The sequence below is a fragment of the Micromonospora sp. NBC_01405 genome, assembly GCF_045040155.1.
Classification (GTDB): domain Bacteria; phylum Actinomycetota; class Actinomycetes; order Mycobacteriales; family Micromonosporaceae; genus Micromonospora.
In genome coordinates this window covers 4911069-4928489 of sequence record NZ_CP109532.1, presented here as the reverse complement: position 1 = coordinate 4928489, position 17421 = coordinate 4911069, and the positions used below count along the sequence as shown (strand labels likewise).

The following is a 17421-nucleotide window of genomic DNA, read 5'->3' as shown; positions in this document are numbered from 1 at the left end:
GGGTCAGCCTGCGGCCACCTCGGTCAGCTCAGCCGCGCAGCGCCGCGCGGGCCGCCCCGGCGTCGGCGGGAATATCGGCCAGCATGGAGTGCTCCGCCCGGGTGGCCACGAGCACCGCCGGGTCGAGGACGGCCACCAGCACGTCCTCGCCGGTGTCCGCGCCCCGGGCCAGCGGCCGGCCCTCCGGGTCGTAGACCGCCGCACCGCCGTTGAACCGCCACGGGTCCACCCCGTCGACGGCGTTGGCGAACACGACGAACATGGTGTTGTCCAGCGCCCGCGCCGCGTAGTAGAGGTCCCTGCGGTGGGCGGAGCCGGCGAGGTAGCCACTCGGGCAGAGGTAGCCGTGCGCCCCGTCGGCCGCGGCGGCGCGGGCGTGCTCGGGGAAGCAGCCGTCGTAGCAGATGCCCAGACCGAACCGCCAGTCGTCGACGAGCAGGGTCGCCCCACGCCGGCCGGGCTGGAACAGCTCGCGCTCGTCGCCCCAGAGCTGCTGCTTGTCGTACGCCACGTGGGCGACGCCGCCGCGGTCGACGACCAGGGCGGAGACGGTCCGCCGGCCGTCCGGGTGCCGGACCGCCGCGCCGACCACCACGACCGCGGCGCCGTCGCGGGCCGCGGCCCGCAGCGGGTCGAGCCGGGCGTCGTCCACCGTGCCGTCCCCGGCCGCCGCGAGGTCGGTGCCGGCCGGATCGGCGGCCAGCGTCGGCAGGTGGTACGCGGGCAGGAACAGCTCCGGCAGCACCACCACCCGCGCGCCCTCGGCGACGGCCCGGCCGGTGAGCCGGGCGGCGGTGATGGCGTTGCCGGCGACATCCCCGGGCACCGGGTCGGCTTGGACGGCCGCCACGGCCAGCGGCGCGACGGGGGCGGGGGCGGCGGGGGGTGTCATCACCGGGCGATCGTAACCGGCCGCAGGCGGTCGATCATCGCGCGCGGCCCGCCGGCACCCGTCGCCGCTGCGGGCGACCTCCCGCCACCGCCTCCAAGCCGTACGTACGGTTTGCAGAGCGTCCGGGCACCTGACACGATCAGTGCCGTGCCCAGAGTAAGTCAGGACCAGCTCGACGCCCGCCGGCAGGAGATCCTCACCGCGGCCCGGGCGTGTTTCGCCCGGCACGGGTACGAGGGCGCCACGGTCCGGCGGCTCGAGGAGGCCACCGGGCTCTCCCGCGGCGCCATCTTCCACCACTTCCGGGACAAGGACTCGCTCTTCCTGGCGGTGGCCGAGGACGACGCGGCGGCCATGGTGGAGACGGTCGCCCGCAACGGCCTGGTCCAGGTGATGCGGGACCTGCTGGCCCGGGCCGTCTCGCCCGACACCACCGGCTGGCTGGGCAGCCAGCTGGAGGTGTCCCGGCGGTTGCGCACCGACCCCGCGTTCGCCCGGCGCTGGGCCGAGCGCTCCGCCGCCATCGCCGAGGCCACCCGGGAGCGGTTGATCCGCCAGCGGGAGGCCGGCGTGCTCCGCGAGGACGTGCCGATCGACGTGCTGGCCCAGTTCCTCGAACTCGCCTACGACGGCCTGGTGCTGCACCTGGCGATGGGGCGCCCGGCCGGCGACCTCGGCCCGGTGCTCGACCTGGTCGAGGAGGCCGTCCGTCGCCGCTGACCGGCACCCGCCCGGCCCGGTCTCGGTCCGGTAACTGCGCTCCCCGGCCGAGGCCGCCCGTGGCGGGCCTGTTCCACAATGGGGCCGCGTTCCCTCGCGCGACAGGAGAGCAGCATGACCGTCATCGCGGCGCCCGGCGACACCTGGGGCATCTCCGGTCCCACCTTCCTCTGGGTCTACCTGCTGGCGGCCCTCGTGGTCGTCGTCGGCTCGATCGTGCACCGGCGCCGGATCCTCGCCGGCCCTCCGGCCGCCGACGTCAGCCAGCTCGGTCCCCAGCAGGTGGCCTTCCTCAACGGCGGCAACCAGCTCGCGATCTGGGCCTCGGTCAGCGGCCTGCGCGGCACCGGGATCATCGGCGTCCAGCCCAACCGGCGGCTGGCGGTCGGCAGCCAACTGCCGGCCGGGTCCACCCCGCTGGACCGGGCGGTCCACCACGCCGCCAGCCGCAACCTGTACGCCAGCGAGCTGGGCCGCGACGGGTGGGTGCTGCGGGCGCTCGAACAGCTGCGTGACGGCCTGCAGCGGCAGGGCCTGGCGCTGACGCAGGCGCAGCGGCTCTCCGCCCGACGCGGGTCGTTCCTGCTGCTCTCACTCGTGCTGCTCGGCGTTGCCCGGGTCGTCGCCGGGCTGGCCAACGACCACCCGGTCGGCTTCCTGATCCTCGCCCTGATTCCGCTGGCCGTCGCCGCCGCGCTGATCGCCCGGGTGCCCTGGCGGACCCGGGCCGCCGACGTCGCCCTGCGCGAGCTGCGCCGGCGCAACCTGCACCTCGCCCCCGATTCCGCCCCGGCCTACGCCACCTACGGAGCGGCCGGCGCGGCGCTGGGCGTCGCCCTGTTCGGCACCGCCTCGCTCTGGGCGATGGACCCGGGCTTCGCCGAGCAGGCCGAGATCCAGCGGCAGGCGCTCTCCTCCGGTGGCAACTCCAGCGGCGGTACCTCATGCAGCGGCGGGGGGAGCTCGTGCAGCGGTGGCAGCTCCTGCGGCGGCGGGGGCGGGTGCGGAGGCGGAGGCGGGTGCGGCGGATGACCGACCCGGGAACCGCCACGACCGACCCGGGCGCCTGGGTGGCCGAGGCGGGCCGGGACGCGGCCGGCGCGGGCGAGGCGGCCGGGGGCGGCCCGGGTCCCACCGGGGTCGGCATCGGTTGGCGGCCGGAGATCGCCGGGTTCGTGGCCGAGCTGCCGGGGCTGCGGTTCGTCGAGGTGGTGGCGGAGGCCGTCGCCCCGCAGGGGCCGCCGCCGGCCGGTCTCGCCGAACTGGTCGAGCGCGGCGTCACCGTCGTACCGCACGGTGTGCGGCTCTCCCTCGGCGGCGCGGAGCCGGTCAACCCGGCCCGGGTCGCCCACCTGGCGCGGGTGGCCGAACTGGTCGGGGCACCGCTGGTCAGCGAGCACATCGCCTTCGTCCGGGCCGGCGGGCTGGAGGCCGGTCACCTGCTGCCGCTGCCGCGCAGCCGAGAGGCCGTCGCCGCGGTGGTGGCAAACGTCCGCCGGGCGCAGGCCGAGCTACCGGTGCCGCTGGCGTTGGAGCCGATCGCGGCGCTGTTCGACTGGCCGGACGACGAGCTGGACGAGGCGGACTTCCTCACCGAGATCCTGGACGCCACCGGCGCGACGCTGCTGTTGGACATCGCCAACGTGCACGCCAACGCCCGCAACCGGGGCACGGACCCGCTCGCCCTGCTGGATCGGCTGCCGCTGGACCGGGTCGCGTACGTGCACGTCGCCGGCGGCGCCGAGCAGGGCGGCTTCTACCACGACACGCACACCGACCCGGTGCCGCCGGTCGTGCTCGACCTGGTCGGCGCGCTGTGCGCCCGGCACCGCCCACCGGCGCTGCTGCTGGAGCGCGACGGCCGCTGGCCGCCCGCGCCGGAGCTGCGCGCCGAACTGGACGCGATCGCCGCCGCGTCCGGGTACCCGGTGGTGACGTGAGCGACGACCGGGGCCACCCCGCTGCGTCCCACCGGCCCGGCACCCTGGCCGCCCGGCAGGCCGAGCTGGTGGCGACCCTGGTCGCGGGCGGACCACTGCCGCCCGGGTTCGCCCCGGGGCCGGTCGATGCCGCCCGCCGGGCCCTGCTGCGCAAGCGGGCCGGCGACGTGGCCCGGCACTGGCCACTGCTCGCCGCCGGCCTCGGTGCGGCCTGGCCGGCTACGTTCACCGGATGGGCCGCCGGCCGGCCCACCAACGGCTCGTTGCGCGACGGCTGGGACCTGGCCCGGGAGCTGCGCGAACGGGGCCAGCTGCCGCCGCTGGGCGCCGAGGAACTGGCCGCCCGGGAAGCGGCCAGCCGTTACGACGGCGCGGGGGCGCCGCGCCGCCGCCGGCTGCCGGCCGTGGCCCGCACCGGCGGCGCCGTCGCGGTGCAGCTCGCCGGCCGGGTACGCCTGCTCCGCCCGGCCCGTCGCTGACCGACTCCCGCGTCGTACGGCAGGATCGGTCCCATGGATCTGGGACTCACCGACCGGGTGTACGTGCTGACCGGCGCCTCGCGCGGACTGGGCTTCGCCACCGCCGAGTGTCTCGTCGCCGACGGGGCGCGGGTGGTCGTCTCCGCCCGGGCCCCCGAGCGGGTGGCCGAGGCGGTGCAGCGGCTCGGCGGCCCGGAACGGGCCATCGGGCTGGCCGCCGACCTGGCCGACCCGGCCACCCCCGACCGGCTGGTCGCCGCCGCCCGGGAACACTTCGGCCGACTCGACGGCGCGCTGGTGTCGGTCGGCGGCCCACCCCCGGGCACGGCGGCCGGGGCGACCGACGCGCAGTGGCGCGAGTCCTTCGAGACCGTCTTCCTCGGCACCGTCCGCACCGCCCGGACGGTCGCCGCCGGGCTGTCCGACGGTGGCGCGATCGGGCTGGTCCTGTCCAGCTCGGTGCGCAGCCCACTGGCCGGGCTGGGCATCTCCAACGGGCTTCGGCCGGGCCTGGCCGGGGTGGCCAAGGACATGGCCGACGAGTACGGCCCCCGGGGCGTGCGGGTCGTCGGCCTGCTCCCGGGGCGGATCATGACCGACCGGAACCGGGAGCTGCTCGCCGCCTCCGGGGATGCGGGGCGGGCCCGGGCCGAGGCCGAGGCCGGCATCCCACTGCGCCGCATCGGCGAGCCGGCGGAGTTCGGCCGGGTCGCCGCGTTCGTCCTCTCCCCCGCCGCCGGCTACCTGACCGGGATCACCCTCCCGGTCGACGGCGGCGCGCTGCGCGGCCTCTGATGCCCGCCCGCGCCCCCGGGCCCAGCCGGGAGCCGACGCCGACCTCCCCGACACCGACCGGACCGACGCTGAGCGGACCCGCCCCGACCGGAGCGAAGCCCGCCGGAGCGAAGCCGACCGGACCGACGCTGAGCGGATCCGCCCCGACCGGAGCGAAGCCCGCCGGAGCGGCCCCGGCCAGGGCCGGCGGGGCGGACCGGGGCCGGCGGCCGACGCGGGAGGAGTTGGCCGCCGCGGCGGACCGGGTCATCCCCGACGTCATCGCGCCGGGGCTGGCCGTGCTCTTCGTCGGGATCAACCCCGGGCTCTGGTCGGCGGCGACCGGCTGGCACTTCGCCCGGCCCGGCAACCGGTTCTGGCCGGCCCTGCACCAGGGCGGCTTCACCCCCCGGCAGCTGCACCCGAGCGAGCAGGACGCGCTGCCCGGGTACGGGCTGGGCATCACCAACATGGTGGCCCGGGCCAGCGCCCGGGCCGACGAGCTGACCGCCACCGAGCTGGTCGACGGGGCGGAGATCCTGGCCGACAAGGTACGGCGGCACCGGCCTGCCTGGGTGGCGGTGGTCAGGGTGACCGCGTACCGGATCGGGTTCGGTCGACCGAAGGCGACCTTCGGGCCGCAGCCGACGCTGCTCGGCGACGCCCGGCTGTGGGTGCTGCCCAACCCGAGCGGGCTGAACGCCCACTTCACGGCGGAGACCCTGGGCGTGGCCTTCGGCGAGCTACGCGCCGCGACCGCCGCCCCGGCCTGACCCGGCCGACAGGACGGGCCGACAGGACGGCCGGTCAGTTGGCGGTGGCCGGGGGCATCGCCTCGTCGGCGACGTAGTTGGCCATCGGCATGGTGATCACGGTCTCCCGCCCGGTCGCGTCGACGTACGGCGCGGGCGACTCGGCCAACGCGAACTGGGTGCGGTACAGCTCGGCGTAGAGCCCGCCGACAGCGACCAACTCCTCGTGCCGGCCCCGCTCGATGATCCGGCCCTCGTCGAGGACCAGGATCTGGTCGGCGTCCCGGACGGTGGAGAACCGGTGCGCGATCACCAACGCGGTACGCCCGGTCAGCGCCACCGACAGGGCCCGCTGCACCGCCGCCTCACTCTCCGAGTCCAGGTGCGCGGTCGCCTCGTCGAGGATCACGATCGACGGGGCCTTGAGCAGCAGCCGGGCGATCGCGATGCGCTGCTTCTCGCCGCCGGAGAAGCGGTACCCCCGCTCGCCCACGGTGGTTGCCAGCCCGTCGGGCAACGACCGGACCAGGTCGGCGACCTGCGCCCCCGCGAGGGCCGCCCAGATCTCGTCGTCGGTGGCATCCGGTTTGGCGTAACGCAGGTTCTCGGCGATCGTCTCGTGGAAGAGGTGGGAGTCCTGGGTTACCACGCCGATCTCGTCGCGCAGCGAGGCGAGCGTGGCGTCCCGGACGTCTACCCCACCGACCAGCACCTGGCCGTCGCTGACGTCGTAGATCCGGGAGATCAGCATGGACAGGGTGGACTTGCCGGCGCCGGACGGGCCGACCAGGGCCACCATCTGGCCCGGCTCCACGGCGAACGAGACGCCCTTGAGCACCGGCTCGTTGACGGTGCGGTCCAGCGTGGTGACCTCCTCGAGGGAGGCCAGCGACACCTCGGCGGCGCTCGGGTAGCGGAACCGGACGTCGTGGAACTCGACCCGGCCGTTGCCGCGTGGCACGGCGACGGCGTCCGGCTTCTCCTCGATGCCGGGGCGCAGGTCGAGCACCTCGAAGACCCGGTCGAAGGAGACCAGCGCGCTCATCACGTCCACCCGGACGTTGGACAGCGCGGTCAGCGGGCCGTAGAGGCGGGTGAGCAGCAGCGCCAGTGTCACCACCGTGCCGGCGCTGACACTGCCGGTGACCGCCAGCCAGCCGCCGAGGCCGTAGGTGAGCGCCTGGGCCAGCGAGGCGACCAGCAGCATCGCCACGAAGAACGTCCGGGAGTACATGGCTGACTGGATGCCGATGTCGCGGACCCGCTCGGCCCGGCCGGCGAACCGGCGCGCCTCCATGTCGGGCGAGCCGAACAGCTTGACCAGCAGCGCCCCGGCCACCCCGAACCGCTCGGTCATCGTGGCGCTCATCTTGGCGTTGAGGTCGTACGACTCGCGGGTGATGTCGGCCAGCCGTCGGCCGACCCGGCGGGCCGGGATGATGAAGATCGGCAGCAGGATCAGCGACAGCACGGTGATCTGCCAGGAGAGGGTCAGCATCACCACGGCGGTGAGCACCAGCTGGATGACGTTGCTGACCACCCCGGAGAGGGTGGAGGTGAACGCCCGCTGCGCCCCCATCACGTCGTTGTTGAGCCGACTGACCAACGCGCCGGTCTGGGTGCGGGTGAAGAACTGCAGCGGCATCCGCTGGACGTGGTCGTAGACCCGGGTCCGCAGGTCGAGGATGATCCCCTCGCCGATCCGGGCCGAGTACCACCGCTGGGCCAGCGAGAAGAGCGCGTCGGCGACCGCCAGGGCGGCGATGACCAGGGCCAGCCGGACCACGGTCGACCCGGCGTCCGGGCCACTGCGGCTGATCGCGTTGATCACGTCACCGGCAAGCACCGGGGTGGCGACGCCGATCACCGCGGCGATCACCACGGTGACCAGGAAGACGACCATGTCCCGCCGGTAGGGCCGGGCGAACTCGACGATCCGCCGGGCGGTGCCGCTCTTGAGCCGGTGGGCGGAGACCTCGTCCCGGTTACGCATCGATCGGATCATGTTCCAGCCGGCCATGCCGCCGTCAGACATCGCGCGTCACCTCCGGGTCGTGGGCGGACTCGTGCCGTCAGGTCGATTCTCCCGACGCCTACGACAACCTCGGCCGTAACCCGATTCTTCCCGGGCAGTCCTTACTGTCCGGACCGCCCGGCGAGACCGTTCCGGCCTGCGCGGCGCGGCTATTCGCCGCGGCCGGCGAGGTCTCGGAGGCGGCGGGTCTGGGCCTCCCGCTCGGCCCGCTGCTGCTCGGCGTGGGACCGGCCGGCGGCGCCGGCGAGCAGCGCCTTGATCTCCACCACGGCGTTCCGGTCGTTGGCGAGCAGACCGGCGGTGAGGTCACGCACAGCGGCATCCAGCTCGGCGTTCGGCACCACCAGGGTGGCCAGCCCGAGCCGGTCGGCCTCAGCGGCGTCCATCCGCCGGCCGGTGGCGCAGATCTCCAGGGCGCGGGCGTAGCCGACCAGCTCGACCAGCCGCTTGGTGCCGGCCAGGTCGGGGACGAGGCCCAGGGTCACCTCGGCCATGGAGACCTTGGCATCGGTGGCCAGCACCCGCAGGTCGCAGGCGAGCGCGAGCTGGAACCCGGCGCCGATGGCGTGCCCCTGCACGGCCGCCACCGAGATCACGTCTGGCCGATGAAGCCAGGTGAAGCCGCCCTGGAACTCCGCGATCCGGTCGGCGCACTCCTGCTCGGGCAGGGTGGCCAGCTCGGCGAAGGAGCCCGGGCCGGAGGCACCGGCCACCGACAGGTCGAGACCGGCGGAGAACGCCCGCCCCTCGCCGCGCACGACGACGACCCGCACGTCACCGGGCAGGTCGCGGGAGAAGTCGCTCATCGCGCGCCACATCGCCGGGGTCTGGGCGTTGAGCACGTCGGGCCGGCACAACGTGACCGTCGCGACCGGCCCGTCGCAGTCGAGTCGTACCCCGGCCGCGCCGGGGGTCACCGGGCGGCCCGGGGGACGGCGCTGGTGGACGACGTCGGTGGGCGGGTCACGCCTTCTTGCGACGCCGGGCGCCGCCGCGTTGACGCAGCTGGACGCCGGATTCGGTGAGCACCCGGTGGATGAACCCGTAGGAACGCCCGGTGGAGGCCGCGAGCGCGCGGATGCTCTCCCCCGAGGTGTACCGCTTTACCAGGTCCTTGGCGAGCGTCTGACGCTCGGCTCCGACGATCCGGCGACCCTTCTCAGTGCTGGTGGCTGTGCCAGTGGCTGCCATGCTGATTCCTCACGTCCCAGACTGTGCGGTTCGGATACGGTCCCACCTATTAGACCGCCTCGAACGATCATGCGCCAGATATCAACTATTCGCCAACCGACACGCTATGCAGTGTCGGTTAACCGATAGGGTGACGGTTGCGGACGGCTGACGGTGCCCCTGCGGGCGGCGGCCGGGGCGGGCGAGCGGCGGCCGTACCCTGCCTGGCGTGACCGACCTGATCGCGACCGCGGCCGCCGCGGCGCTGGTGTTCGCCGCCACCAACGTCGACGACGTCATCGTGCTGACCGTGCTCTTCGTGGCAGCCCGGAGCACCGGGCGGCCCCGGCCGTGGCACATCGTCGGCGGCCAGTACCTGGGCATCGGCGCGCTGGTCACCGCCGCCATGGTGGTCGCCGCCGGGCTGCTCGTGGTGCCCGACCCGTGGACCGGCCTGCTCGGCCTGCTGCCGATCGCGCTCGGCGTGCGCGCCCTGTTGGCCCGGCGCGACGACGCCGAGCCGCCGGCCGTGGTCGGCGGGCTGCTGGGCGTGACCGGGGTGACGATCGCCAACGGCGCCGACAACATCGCCGTGTACGTGCCGGTGTTCCGCGCCCTCGACCCGGTCGACGGACTGGTCTGGCTGGTGGTGTTCGCCGCGCTGGTCGGGCTGTGGTGCGCGGTCGCCGCCGGCCTCGGCGGCCACCCGGCGGTGGTCCGGCTGGTCGGCCGGGCCGGCCACTGGCTGGTCCCGGCCGTCTTCGTCGCCATCGGCGTGGTGATCCTGGTCAGCTCCGGCGTGCTGACCCAGTTGACCGCCTGACCCCCGCCCCGCCGGGAGGTCATGGAGTGCGGCACTTCGCGAAAGGTGCGTAAAGTCGCTTTCCGCCCAGCACTGCTCCGCGATCGACGCGGCGGCGGCTCAGGCCAGCTCGACCAGTTCGAGCAGGTCGTCGCTCCAGGCGTCCTCGTCGCCGTCGGGGAGCAGGATCGCCCGGTCCGGCTTGAGCGCCAGCACCGCGCCGGGATCGTGGGTGACCAGCACGATCGCGCCCGGGTAGTTGGCGATGGCGTCGAGCACCTGCTCCCGGCTGACCGGGTCGAGGTTGTTCGTCGGCTCGTCGAGCAGCAGCACGTTGGCGCCGGAGCAGACGAGGGTGGACAGGGCCAGCCGGGTCTTCTCCCCACCGGAGAGCACCCCGGCCGGCTTGTCCACGTCCTCGCCGGAGAACAGGAACGCGCCGAGGATCTTCCGCAGCTCGGTGTCGGTCTGCTCGATGGCGGCGGCGCGCATGTTCTCCAGCACCGTCCGGTTCACGTCCAGGGTCTCGTGCTCCTGGGCGTAGTAGCCCAGCCGCAGCCCGTGCCCGGCGTGCACCTCGCCGGTGTCCGGCTTGAGCAGGCCGCCGAGCATCCGCAGCAGGGTGGTCTTGCCGGCGCCGTTGAGGCCGAGGATGGCCACCCGGGAGCCCCGGTCAACCGCCACGTTGACGTCGGTGAAGATCTCCAGCGAGCCGTACGACTTGGACAGCCCGGACGCGGTGAGCGGCGTCTTGCCGCACGACGCGGGATTCGGGAAGCGGACCTTGGCCACCCGGTCGGAGACCCGGACCTCCTCCAGCCCGGAGATCAGCTTCTCGGCCCGGCGGGCCATGTTCTGCGCGGCGACGGTCTTGGTGGCCTTGGCCCGCATCTTGTCGGCCTGGGCCATCAGCGCGCCGGCCTTCTTCTCGGCGTTGGCCCGCTCCCGGCGGCGACGCCGCTCGTCGGTCTCCCGCGCCTCCAGGTACGCCTTCCAGCCCAGGTTGTAGACGTCGACCACGGAACGGGTGGCGTCGAGGAACCAGACCTTGTTGACCACCGACTCCAGCAGCGCGCCGTCGTGGGAGATCACGATCAGCCCGCCCTTGTGGTTGGCGAGGAAGCCGCGCAGCCAGGTGATCGAGTCGGCGTCGAGGTGGTTGGTCGGCTCGTCGAGCAGCAGGATGCCGCCGCCGTTCTCCCCGGCGTCGCGGAACAGGATCCGGGCCAGCTCGATGCGGCGGCGCTGACCGCCGGAGAGGGTGCCGATGGTCTGGGCGAGGGCCCGGTCGGGCAGGCCGAGGTTGGCGCAGATCCGGGCGGCCTCGGCCTCGGCCGCGTACCCGCCGAGGGCGGCGAACTGGTCCTCCAGGGCGCCGTAGCGGCGGACCAGCTTGTCCTCGACGCTGTCGGCGAGCTTGGCCTCGACCTCCTGCATCTGGGCCATCAGCACGTCGAGGCCCCGGGCGGAGAGCACCCGGTCCCGGCCGGTGACCTCCAGGTCACCGGTGCGCGGGTCCTGGGGGAGGTAGCCGACGGCGCTGCGCCGATCGATCTGGCCGGCGTACGGCTGCCCCTCCCCCGCGAGCACCTTCAGGGTGGTGGTCTTGCCGGCACCGTTGCGGCCGACCAGGCCGATGCGGTCGCCCGGCTGCACCCGCAGGGTGGTGTCGGACAGCAGGATCCGGGCGCCGGCGCGCAGTTCCAGGCCGGTGGCAGTGATCATGTGAGGGGCTCGCTCTCGAGGTCTGGAAGGGCTGACTCAGGGCACGCGAAAGCGCCGGCGGGTCGATGGTTCCCGTCGGCGCGGGGCGGTTCAGCCTTCGCAGAGCAGCACGCCGCAATTGTACCGGGCGTCCCGGAGGACGCCGCCACGGTTACCGATCAAGATCATCGGGTACCAGAAACGCCGTCCGGACCCGGTCCGGTACCGCAACCGCCAAACGTGATGAATCGGTGATCGGGGTCAACATGGAGCTGAACGAGAACGCGCGGGTCGACACCAGTCAGGTGGACGATCGGCGGGGGTCCGGAGGAGGCGGCGGCCTGGGTGGCATCCCCATCCCGATCGGCGGTGGGCGCGGCGGCATCGTCGGCATCATCGTCGCGGTGCTGGTCGCCCTGGTCGGCGGCGGCTTCGGGCTGAACGCGATGACCGGCGGAGACGGCGGCTCCGAGCAGGGCGACAACACCTCGCTCACGCAGAAGTGCTCGGCCGACGACGCCCTGAAGCAGCTCGACTGCCGCAACACCCTCTACGTCAACTCGATCCAGGCGTACTGGCGCACCGCCCTGCCCGAGACCTTCGGCGAGCAGTACCAGCCATCCAAGACCGTCTTCTTCAGCCAGGGCGTCAACACCCGCTGCGGCCAGGCCGACTCGGGCGTCGGGCCGTTCTACTGCCCCGCCGACGACCTGGTCTACATCGACCTGACCTTCTACCGGCAGCTCGCCGACCAGCTCGGCGCGAAGGGCGAGTTCGCCCAGCCGTACGTGCTGGCCCACGAGTACGGCCACCACGTGCAGGACCTGCTCGGCACCGAGGCACAGATGCGCCGCCAGCAGCAGCGCGACCCGAACAACGCCAACGCGCTGTCGGTGAAGCTGGAACTCCAGGCCGACTGCTACGCCGGCGCGTGGGCCAAGAACGCCACCGGCACCGCCGACGAGAAGGGCCAGAAGATCTTCAAAAGCATCACCGAGCAGGACATCCAGCAGGCCATCGACACCGCCGAGAAGATCGGCGACGACGCCATCCAGCAGCGCTCGGGCCGCCCGGTGAACCCGGACGAGTTCACCCACGGCACGTCCGAGCAGCGCAGGCAGTGGTTCACCAAGGGGTACGACACCGGCGACCCGAAGTCCTGCGACACCTTCGGCGGCAGCCTCTGACCCGCCGCTCCGGTACACGCGGGACGGGCCCGGTCGCCACCACGGCGACCGGGCCCGTCCCGTCCCTCGAGAGGGCTCAGACCTGCTGCCACAGGGCGGGGACGATCGGCGGCTCCCAGCCCACCTGGGCCGTGTGCCCCTGCAGGCACCGGTACGACTGGCCGGCGTAGGTCACCGTCGCCCCGGCGGCGTACCCGGTGCCCGCCTGCCAGGTCGTGCCGCCCGGCGGGGTGCCGGTCGCGGTGGGCGTCGGCGTCGGCCCCGGACCGGAGGTGATCAGGCTCAGTCCGTACGCGGCCAGGATCGGGTTCACCGGCTGGAAGTACATGGTGCCGCCGCTGGTGCAGTTGCCCGAGCCACCGGAGGTGACCCCCTGGGCCTGGCTGCCGGCCAGCCAGGAGCCGCCGGAGTCACCCGGCTCGGCGCAGGCGTTGCTGCGGGTCAGCCCGGAGACGGTGCCCTCGGGGTAGGTGACGGAGGCGTTCTTCTGCTGGATGGTGCCGCAGCGCCAACCGGTGGTGGACCCGGACCGGCAGACCGCCGCGCCGACGGCGGCCTCGGTGCTGCCGGCCACGGCGACCGTGCCGCCGGTGTAGTTGTTCACCAGCCCGCGCGGGGTGTTGCCGGCGTCCACCTGCACCCAGGCGTAGTCCCGGCCGGGGAAGGTGGAGCCCCGGAACGTGCCGCCCGGCTGGGAGGTCCGGGCGCCCGTGCTACCGCAGTGCCCGGCGGTGACGAACCCGCCCTGCACGGAGAAGCCGATCGAGCAGCGACTGCTGCCGATGTAGTACGCGTTGCCGCCGATCACGTCGGCGTACGGCCGGGGGTCCTCCGTGGTGGCCTGGACCCGGACCGTGCCGGCCGGCGCGCCGGCGGCGAACGACTCGGCCTCGGCGGCGCCGCCGGGGCGGGCAATCACCACGACGCTGTTCGTGGGCAGGTCGGCGTACCAGCCGGCCACCCCGTCGGGCGCGTCGCCGGCCCGCCGGTCCAGCCGGTCCACCACCGCCGCCAGGGCCTGCTCGCCGTGCCGCACCCGGGTGGGGACCGCGCCGAGGCCACGCACCGTCGCGGCGTCGGCGGCAGTGGTGACTCCGACGGTCACGGCGGTGCCGTCGGGCGTCACCCAGGCGCCCCCGTAGCGGCTGCCGAGGGTGGCCATCAGCACCTGCTGGACCCGGACGGCCCGGGCGTCCGTGTCGAGCCGGGCGCGGGCCTGCGCCGGGGTCAGCCGCAGGTCCCGTTGGAGCGCGGCGAACATCTCCGGCGCGATGCCGTCGGGAGCCGCCACGCCGGCCGGGCCGCCGGCGGCCGGACCGGCACCGGGGTCGGCCTGCGCGTTCAGGGTGAAGGTGAGCACCGTGGCGGCGGCGCCCAGGAGGGCGACAGCCATGGTGGCGGATCGTCGGCGCATGGGGGATCTCCTCGCGAACGGGGGGGGAGGGAGCGGGTGGGCGGCGGGCACGGGTGACCGCCGCCCGCCGCGCTACCGGCGAGCCAACTTTTGTTGTTAACTCTGTTGCCAGTACGGTAAGTGAGGCATCCGAATGCGTCAATAAGTTCCCCGGTCGGCCGCATCCGGCTGCCATGACCGCCTGGAGTGGCCGTTGTCCACCTCGCCCCGCCCCGCCCCTGCCCGCCGCCGGGCAGACCCCGGCCCGCCACCGGCTCTGCCCCGCCACGAGCTGGACGTCCCCACGCCCGACGAGATCCCCTTCGCCGTCGGCTCCTTCGCCGAGCTCGGGCCGCTGTCCCGCGCCGACTTCCCGCACCGGCACACCTTCTACGAGCTGGTGTACGTGACCCACGGGCACGCCACCCACGTCGTCGACCTCGTCGCGTACGCCGTCCGACCACCCCAGCTCTTCCTCGTCACCCCCGGCCAGGTGCACCACTGGCGCGACGCGGACGACCTGCGGGGGCACGTCGTGCTGTGCGCCCCAGAGTTCCTGCTGGCCGACCCGGGCGACCGGGACGCGCTGCACCGCTCGGGCCACCGCTCGTGGCACCCGCGCGACGCCGCACACGCGGGCCGGATCCGGTCGGTGCTGGACCGGATGGCCGGGGAGCAGGGCCGGGCCGAGCCGAGCTGCCGCAGCGTGCTCCGGGCGTACCTGCACATCCTCGTCGTCGAGGTGGGCCGCTCGAAGCCGGCCGGACCAGCGGGGCACCCGTGCGGCGACGCCCCGGCACCCGCGGGCCGGGCCGCGGCGGTGGCCCGCCGCTTCGACGAGCTGCTCGCCGAGCCGGCCCTGCTCGGCGAACCGACCCACGCCTACGCGCGCCGCCTCGGTGTCTCGGTACGGCACCTCAACGAGGCGGTCCCCCGGGCCACCGGCGCCACTCCGGCCCAGCTCATCCGCCGGGCCCGGGTGCTGGAGGCGAAGCGGCTGCTGGTCCAGACCGACCTCACCGTGGCCCGGATCGCCGACCGGCTGGGCTTCGCCGACGCCGCCTACTTCTGCCGGTTCTTCCGCCGCGAGGTCGGCGACACCCCCGGCGGCTTCCGCCTGCACGGTGGAAAACACCACGACCCGGGCATCGATTACATCGACGCCGGCGGATAAATCTCCCTAGGGTCGGTGCAGCGGCCGGCCCGACCGGGTCGGCTCGGAAGGTCACCACCGAGCGACAAGGAGCTGCCATGACCGGCGCATCCACCGGCGCGGACGAGCCCCGCGACACCAAGGGTGTCACCCGCAAGACCGTGCTGAGGGCCGTGGCCCTCACCCTGCCCGCCCCGCTGCTCCTCGGCGGCGCGGCGCGGGCGCTGGCGACGGGCGGCGGCCCCGCCGGGCCGGCGCTGACGCCCACCCCGATGTGCGACGACGGCGACGACCCGACGCCGGCGCAGATGGAGGGCCCCTACTTCAAGCCCAACTCACCGCGCCGCACCTCCCTGATCGAGGCCGGCACGGTCGGCACCCGGCTGACCGTCAGCGGTTACGTCTTCGGCCTGGGCTGCCAGGCGATCCCCAACGTGCTGCTCGACTTCTGGCAGGCCGACGCGAACGGCGGCTACGACAACGCCGGCTACCGGTTTCGCGGGCACCAGTTCACCGACGCGGCGGGCGCGTACCGGCTGACCACGATCGTGCCGGGCCTCTACCCCGGCCGGACCCGGCACATCCACGTCAAGGTCCAGGCCCCGGGCCGACCGGTGCTCACCACCCAGCTCTACTTCCCCAACGAGCCCCGCAACAGCACCGACTCGCTGTTCAACCCGGCCCTGCTGATGACCGTGCGCGCGGTGGACGGCGGCCGGGAGGCCACCTTCGACTTCGTGCTCAACGTGCCGCAGAACCCCTCCCCCACCCCCACCCCCACCGCCACCCCCACCGGCACCCCGCCGCCGTCGGGCACCTGGGCGGTGGGGACCGCGTACCGGGCCGGCGACCGGGTGACGTACGGCGGCGTCGGCTACCGCTGCCTCCAGGCGCACACCGCCCAGGCTGGCTGGGAACCGCCGAACACCCCGGCGCTCTGGGCCCGCGACTGAGCGGCCGACCGGACGGCCGTGACGGGGTGGTGCCCGGCGGGCGGCCCGCCACACCCGACAGGCGGGCGACCGAAGGACGGCTGGTGGGCGTCAGGTGGCCGGGCGCACCGCCGAGGGTGGCCGCTCGCCAAGCCGCTCCACCGCGCGCAACCCCTCACGCATCAGGTCCAACGCCTCGGCGGGCCGGCCGGCGGAGGCGAGGTGATCGGCCAGCGCCAGCACGGTGCCCGCCAGCTCGCGCCGCCGGCCGGCGGCGCGGAACCCCTCGGCCGCCGCCCGTAGGTAGCGCTCCGCCCCGGGCCGGTCGCCGGCGTCCGCGCGGAGCAGTCCGCGCACCCGCGCCGCCCGGGCGACGCCGGGGCCCTCGCCACCCCGGTCCAGCACCTCCCCCACCAGGGCGTCCGCCGTCGCCGGCCGCCCGAGCGCCCGGTACGCCTCGGCCAACTCGACCGCGGCGTCCCCGGCCAGCCCCGGCTGGCCGGCCGCGCGCAGCGCGTCGTACGCGGTGGTGAGGTCCGCCAGCGCGCCCGGGACGTCCCCGGCGGCCCACCGGCCGCGCCCACGGGCCCGGTGGCACGACGCCAACTGCACGTCCAGCGTGGCCTGCCGGGCGGCCTGCCAGGCCTGTTCCACCGCCGTGGCCGCCTCCGCCGTGCGGCCCCCGGCCAGCAGGCTGCCCGCCACCGTCAGGTGCAGCCCGGCCACCCGGGCCGGCTCGGCCAGCACCGCCAGGGCCAGGGCCTCCGCCGCAGCCTCCGCCGCAGCCGGCTCGTCGTCCAGCTGGAGATGGCAGACCGCGAGCTCCGCGTGCAGGGTCAGCAGCGCAGCGGGATCCGGAAAGCCGTCCCGCACCAGCCCGTCCCGGGCCGACGCCAGCAGGTACGTCGCGTACCGGAGGTCGCCACCGCGGCCCACCAGCACCGCGCGGACGGCGGTCGCCTCGGCGCGGACGTGCGGCGCCGCCCCCGCCAGCAACTCCTCGGCCCGTTCGAGCTGCGCCGCCGCCTCGCCGGCGTCCCCCCGCCGCAGGGCGAGGCCGGCGAGGCCGAGCCGGGCCCGGGCGACCAGGACCGGGGCGTCCAGCGACGCGGCGGCCGAGAACACCTCCCGGTAGCCCGTGCCCGCCCCGGCGGGATCGGCCGGCCCGGCGCAGTCGGCCTCGACCAGCCGCAGGTGCAGACACACCACCTCGGCCGGTGAGCGGCCGGTGGTCAGGTCGACCGGGGTGACTCCGAGCCGCTCGGCGAAGTGGGCGACGGCGTCGGCCGAGGGGGTGCGCCGGCCGCCCTCCACCGCGGAGACGTAGGCCGCGGTGTAGCGCGGCTCGGCCAGGGCTCGCTGGGTCAGCCCCCGCGCGGCGCGCAACTGCTGGAGGCGGGCACCCACCTGGTCCCGTCGCTGCGTCACCGACGCCGCCCCGCCGCGCGCCGGCCACCCGCGTCAGCCGTCCCACCGCACCCCGCCGCG

17 protein-coding genes are annotated in these 17421 nt (G+C 74.9%); 10 read left to right on the top strand and 7 right to left on the bottom strand.

Annotated elements, in window-relative coordinates; genetic code table 11:
• Positions 1–28 precede the first annotated feature (28 nt).
• Entirely contained in the window at positions 29–892 is an 864-nt protein-coding gene (locus tag OG559_RS21665) for a carbon-nitrogen hydrolase family protein (RefSeq protein WP_405116859.1), read from the bottom strand.
• A 147-nt stretch (positions 893–1039) separates the two neighbouring features.
• Between OG559_RS21665 and OG559_RS21660 the strand changes: the two genes are divergently transcribed.
• The 6 genes from OG559_RS21660 (at position 1040) to mug (ending at position 5578) form a co-directional block, all read left to right on the top strand.
• A complete protein-coding gene (locus tag OG559_RS21660; protein WP_405106389.1) occupies positions 1040–1612 on the top strand; it encodes a TetR/AcrR family transcriptional regulator in 573 nt (190 codons plus the stop codon).
• 114 nt (positions 1613–1726) lie between these two features.
• Positions 1727–2644: a TIGR04222 domain-containing membrane protein gene (locus tag OG559_RS21655; protein ID WP_405106387.1), complete on the top strand. Its 918-nt coding sequence runs from the start codon at positions 1727–1729 to the stop codon at positions 2642–2644.
• A complete protein-coding gene (locus OG559_RS21650) occupies positions 2641–3552 on the top strand; it encodes a DUF692 domain-containing protein (RefSeq protein WP_405106385.1) in 912 nt (303 codons plus the stop codon). The genes OG559_RS21655 and OG559_RS21650 overlap by 4 nt, the downstream gene beginning before the upstream one ends.
• Positions 3549–4031 (top strand): hypothetical protein, encoded by a 483-nt coding sequence (locus tag OG559_RS21645; RefSeq protein WP_405106383.1) that lies wholly within the window; start codon positions 3549–3551, stop codon positions 4029–4031. The genes OG559_RS21650 and OG559_RS21645 overlap by 4 nt, the downstream gene beginning before the upstream one ends.
• 33 nt (positions 4032–4064) lie before the next feature.
• On the top strand, positions 4065–4826 hold the full coding sequence (locus OG559_RS21640; RefSeq protein ID WP_405106381.1) for an SDR family oxidoreductase: 762 nt from the start codon (positions 4065–4067) through the stop codon (positions 4824–4826).
• A 224-nt stretch (positions 4827–5050) separates the two neighbouring features.
• Positions 5051–5578, top strand: a complete 528-nt coding sequence (gene mug / locus OG559_RS21635) for a G/U mismatch-specific DNA glycosylase (protein WP_405106379.1) — start codon at positions 5051–5053, stop codon at positions 5576–5578.
• Between the two features lie 34 nt (positions 5579–5612).
• On the opposite strand, the gene OG559_RS21630 is transcribed toward mug, so the two are convergent.
• From OG559_RS21630 to OG559_RS21620, 3 genes are all read right to left on the bottom strand, one after another.
• On the bottom strand, positions 5613–7592 hold the full coding sequence (locus tag OG559_RS21630; RefSeq protein ID WP_405106377.1) for an ABC transporter ATP-binding protein: 1980 nt from the start codon (positions 7590–7592) through the stop codon (positions 5613–5615).
• Between the two features lie 149 nt (positions 7593–7741).
• A complete protein-coding gene (locus OG559_RS21625) occupies positions 7742–8509 on the bottom strand; it encodes an enoyl-CoA hydratase/isomerase family protein (protein ID WP_405106375.1) in 768 nt (255 codons plus the stop codon).
• 46 nt (positions 8510–8555) lie between these two features.
• A complete protein-coding gene (locus tag OG559_RS21620) occupies positions 8556–8783 on the bottom strand; it encodes a helix-turn-helix domain-containing protein (protein WP_007462679.1) in 228 nt (75 codons plus the stop codon).
• 208 nt (positions 8784–8991) lie between these two features.
• Here OG559_RS21620 and OG559_RS21615 point away from each other — a divergent pair, with 208 nt between their 5' ends.
• Positions 8992–9585, top strand: a complete 594-nt coding sequence (locus OG559_RS21615) for a cadmium resistance transporter (protein WP_405106373.1) — start codon at positions 8992–8994, stop codon at positions 9583–9585.
• A 99-nt stretch (positions 9586–9684) separates the two neighbouring features.
• On the opposite strand, the gene OG559_RS21610 is transcribed toward OG559_RS21615, so the two are convergent.
• Entirely contained in the window at positions 9685–11289 is a 1605-nt protein-coding gene (locus OG559_RS21610) for an ABC-F family ATP-binding cassette domain-containing protein (protein ID WP_405106371.1), read from the bottom strand.
• A 245-nt stretch (positions 11290–11534) separates the two neighbouring features.
• Here OG559_RS21610 and OG559_RS21605 point away from each other — a divergent pair, with 245 nt between their 5' ends.
• On the top strand, positions 11535–12455 hold the full coding sequence (locus OG559_RS21605; RefSeq protein WP_405116857.1) for a neutral zinc metallopeptidase: 921 nt from the start codon (positions 11535–11537) through the stop codon (positions 12453–12455).
• A gap of 76 nt (positions 12456–12531) precedes the next feature.
• Here the strand turns inward: OG559_RS21605 and OG559_RS21600 are convergent, their stop codons facing one another.
• Positions 12532–13848, bottom strand: coding sequence for a carbohydrate-binding protein (locus tag OG559_RS21600; protein ID WP_405106369.1), 1317 nt, complete (start codon positions 13846–13848; stop codon positions 12532–12534).
• Positions 13849–14062: 214 nt separating this feature from the next.
• Between OG559_RS21600 and OG559_RS21595 the strand changes: the two genes are divergently transcribed.
• A complete protein-coding gene (locus OG559_RS21595) occupies positions 14063–15022 on the top strand; it encodes a helix-turn-helix domain-containing protein (RefSeq protein WP_405106367.1) in 960 nt (319 codons plus the stop codon).
• A 77-nt stretch (positions 15023–15099) separates the two neighbouring features.
• A complete protein-coding gene (locus OG559_RS21590; protein ID WP_405106365.1) occupies positions 15100–15954 on the top strand; it encodes a carbohydrate-binding protein in 855 nt (284 codons plus the stop codon).
• A gap of 90 nt (positions 15955–16044) precedes the next feature.
• Here OG559_RS21590 and OG559_RS21585 read toward each other — a convergent pair whose 3' ends face one another.
• Complete coding sequence (locus OG559_RS21585) at positions 16045–17361, bottom strand: helix-turn-helix domain-containing protein (RefSeq protein WP_405106363.1); 1317 nt, start codon at positions 17359–17361, stop codon at positions 16045–16047.
• Positions 17362–17421 lie beyond the last annotated feature (60 nt).

What these genes read in the sequence shown, in the direction of transcription:
- OG559_RS21665 (WP_405116859.1), bottom strand. Translation starts at nt 892, where the DNA reads ATGACACCCCCCGCCGCCCCCGCCCCCGTCGCGCCGCTGGCCGTGGCG.
- OG559_RS21655 (WP_405106387.1), top strand. Translation starts at nt 1,727, where the DNA reads ATGACCGTCATCGCGGCGCCCGGCGACACCTGGGGCATCTCCGGTCCC.
- OG559_RS21650 (WP_405106385.1), top strand. Translation starts at nt 2,641, where the DNA reads ATGACCGACCCGGGAACCGCCACGACCGACCCGGGCGCCTGGGTGGCC.
- OG559_RS21640 (WP_405106381.1), top strand. Translation starts at nt 4,065, where the DNA reads ATGGATCTGGGACTCACCGACCGGGTGTACGTGCTGACCGGCGCCTCG.
- OG559_RS21630 (WP_405106377.1), bottom strand. Translation starts at nt 7,592, where the DNA reads ATGTCTGACGGCGGCATGGCCGGCTGGAACATGATCCGATCGATGCGT.
- OG559_RS21620 (WP_007462679.1), bottom strand. Translation starts at nt 8,783, where the DNA reads ATGGCAGCCACTGGCACAGCCACCAGCACTGAGAAGGGTCGCCGGATC.
- OG559_RS21610 (WP_405106371.1), bottom strand. Translation starts at nt 11,289, where the DNA reads ATGATCACTGCCACCGGCCTGGAACTGCGCGCCGGCGCCCGGATCCTG.
- OG559_RS21605 (WP_405116857.1), top strand. Translation starts at nt 11,535, where the DNA reads ATGGAGCTGAACGAGAACGCGCGGGTCGACACCAGTCAGGTGGACGAT.
- OG559_RS21600 (WP_405106369.1), bottom strand. Translation starts at nt 13,848, where the DNA reads ATGGCTGTCGCCCTCCTGGGCGCCGCCGCCACGGTGCTCACCTTCACC.
- OG559_RS21590 (WP_405106365.1), top strand. Translation starts at nt 15,100, where the DNA reads ATGACCGGCGCATCCACCGGCGCGGACGAGCCCCGCGACACCAAGGGT.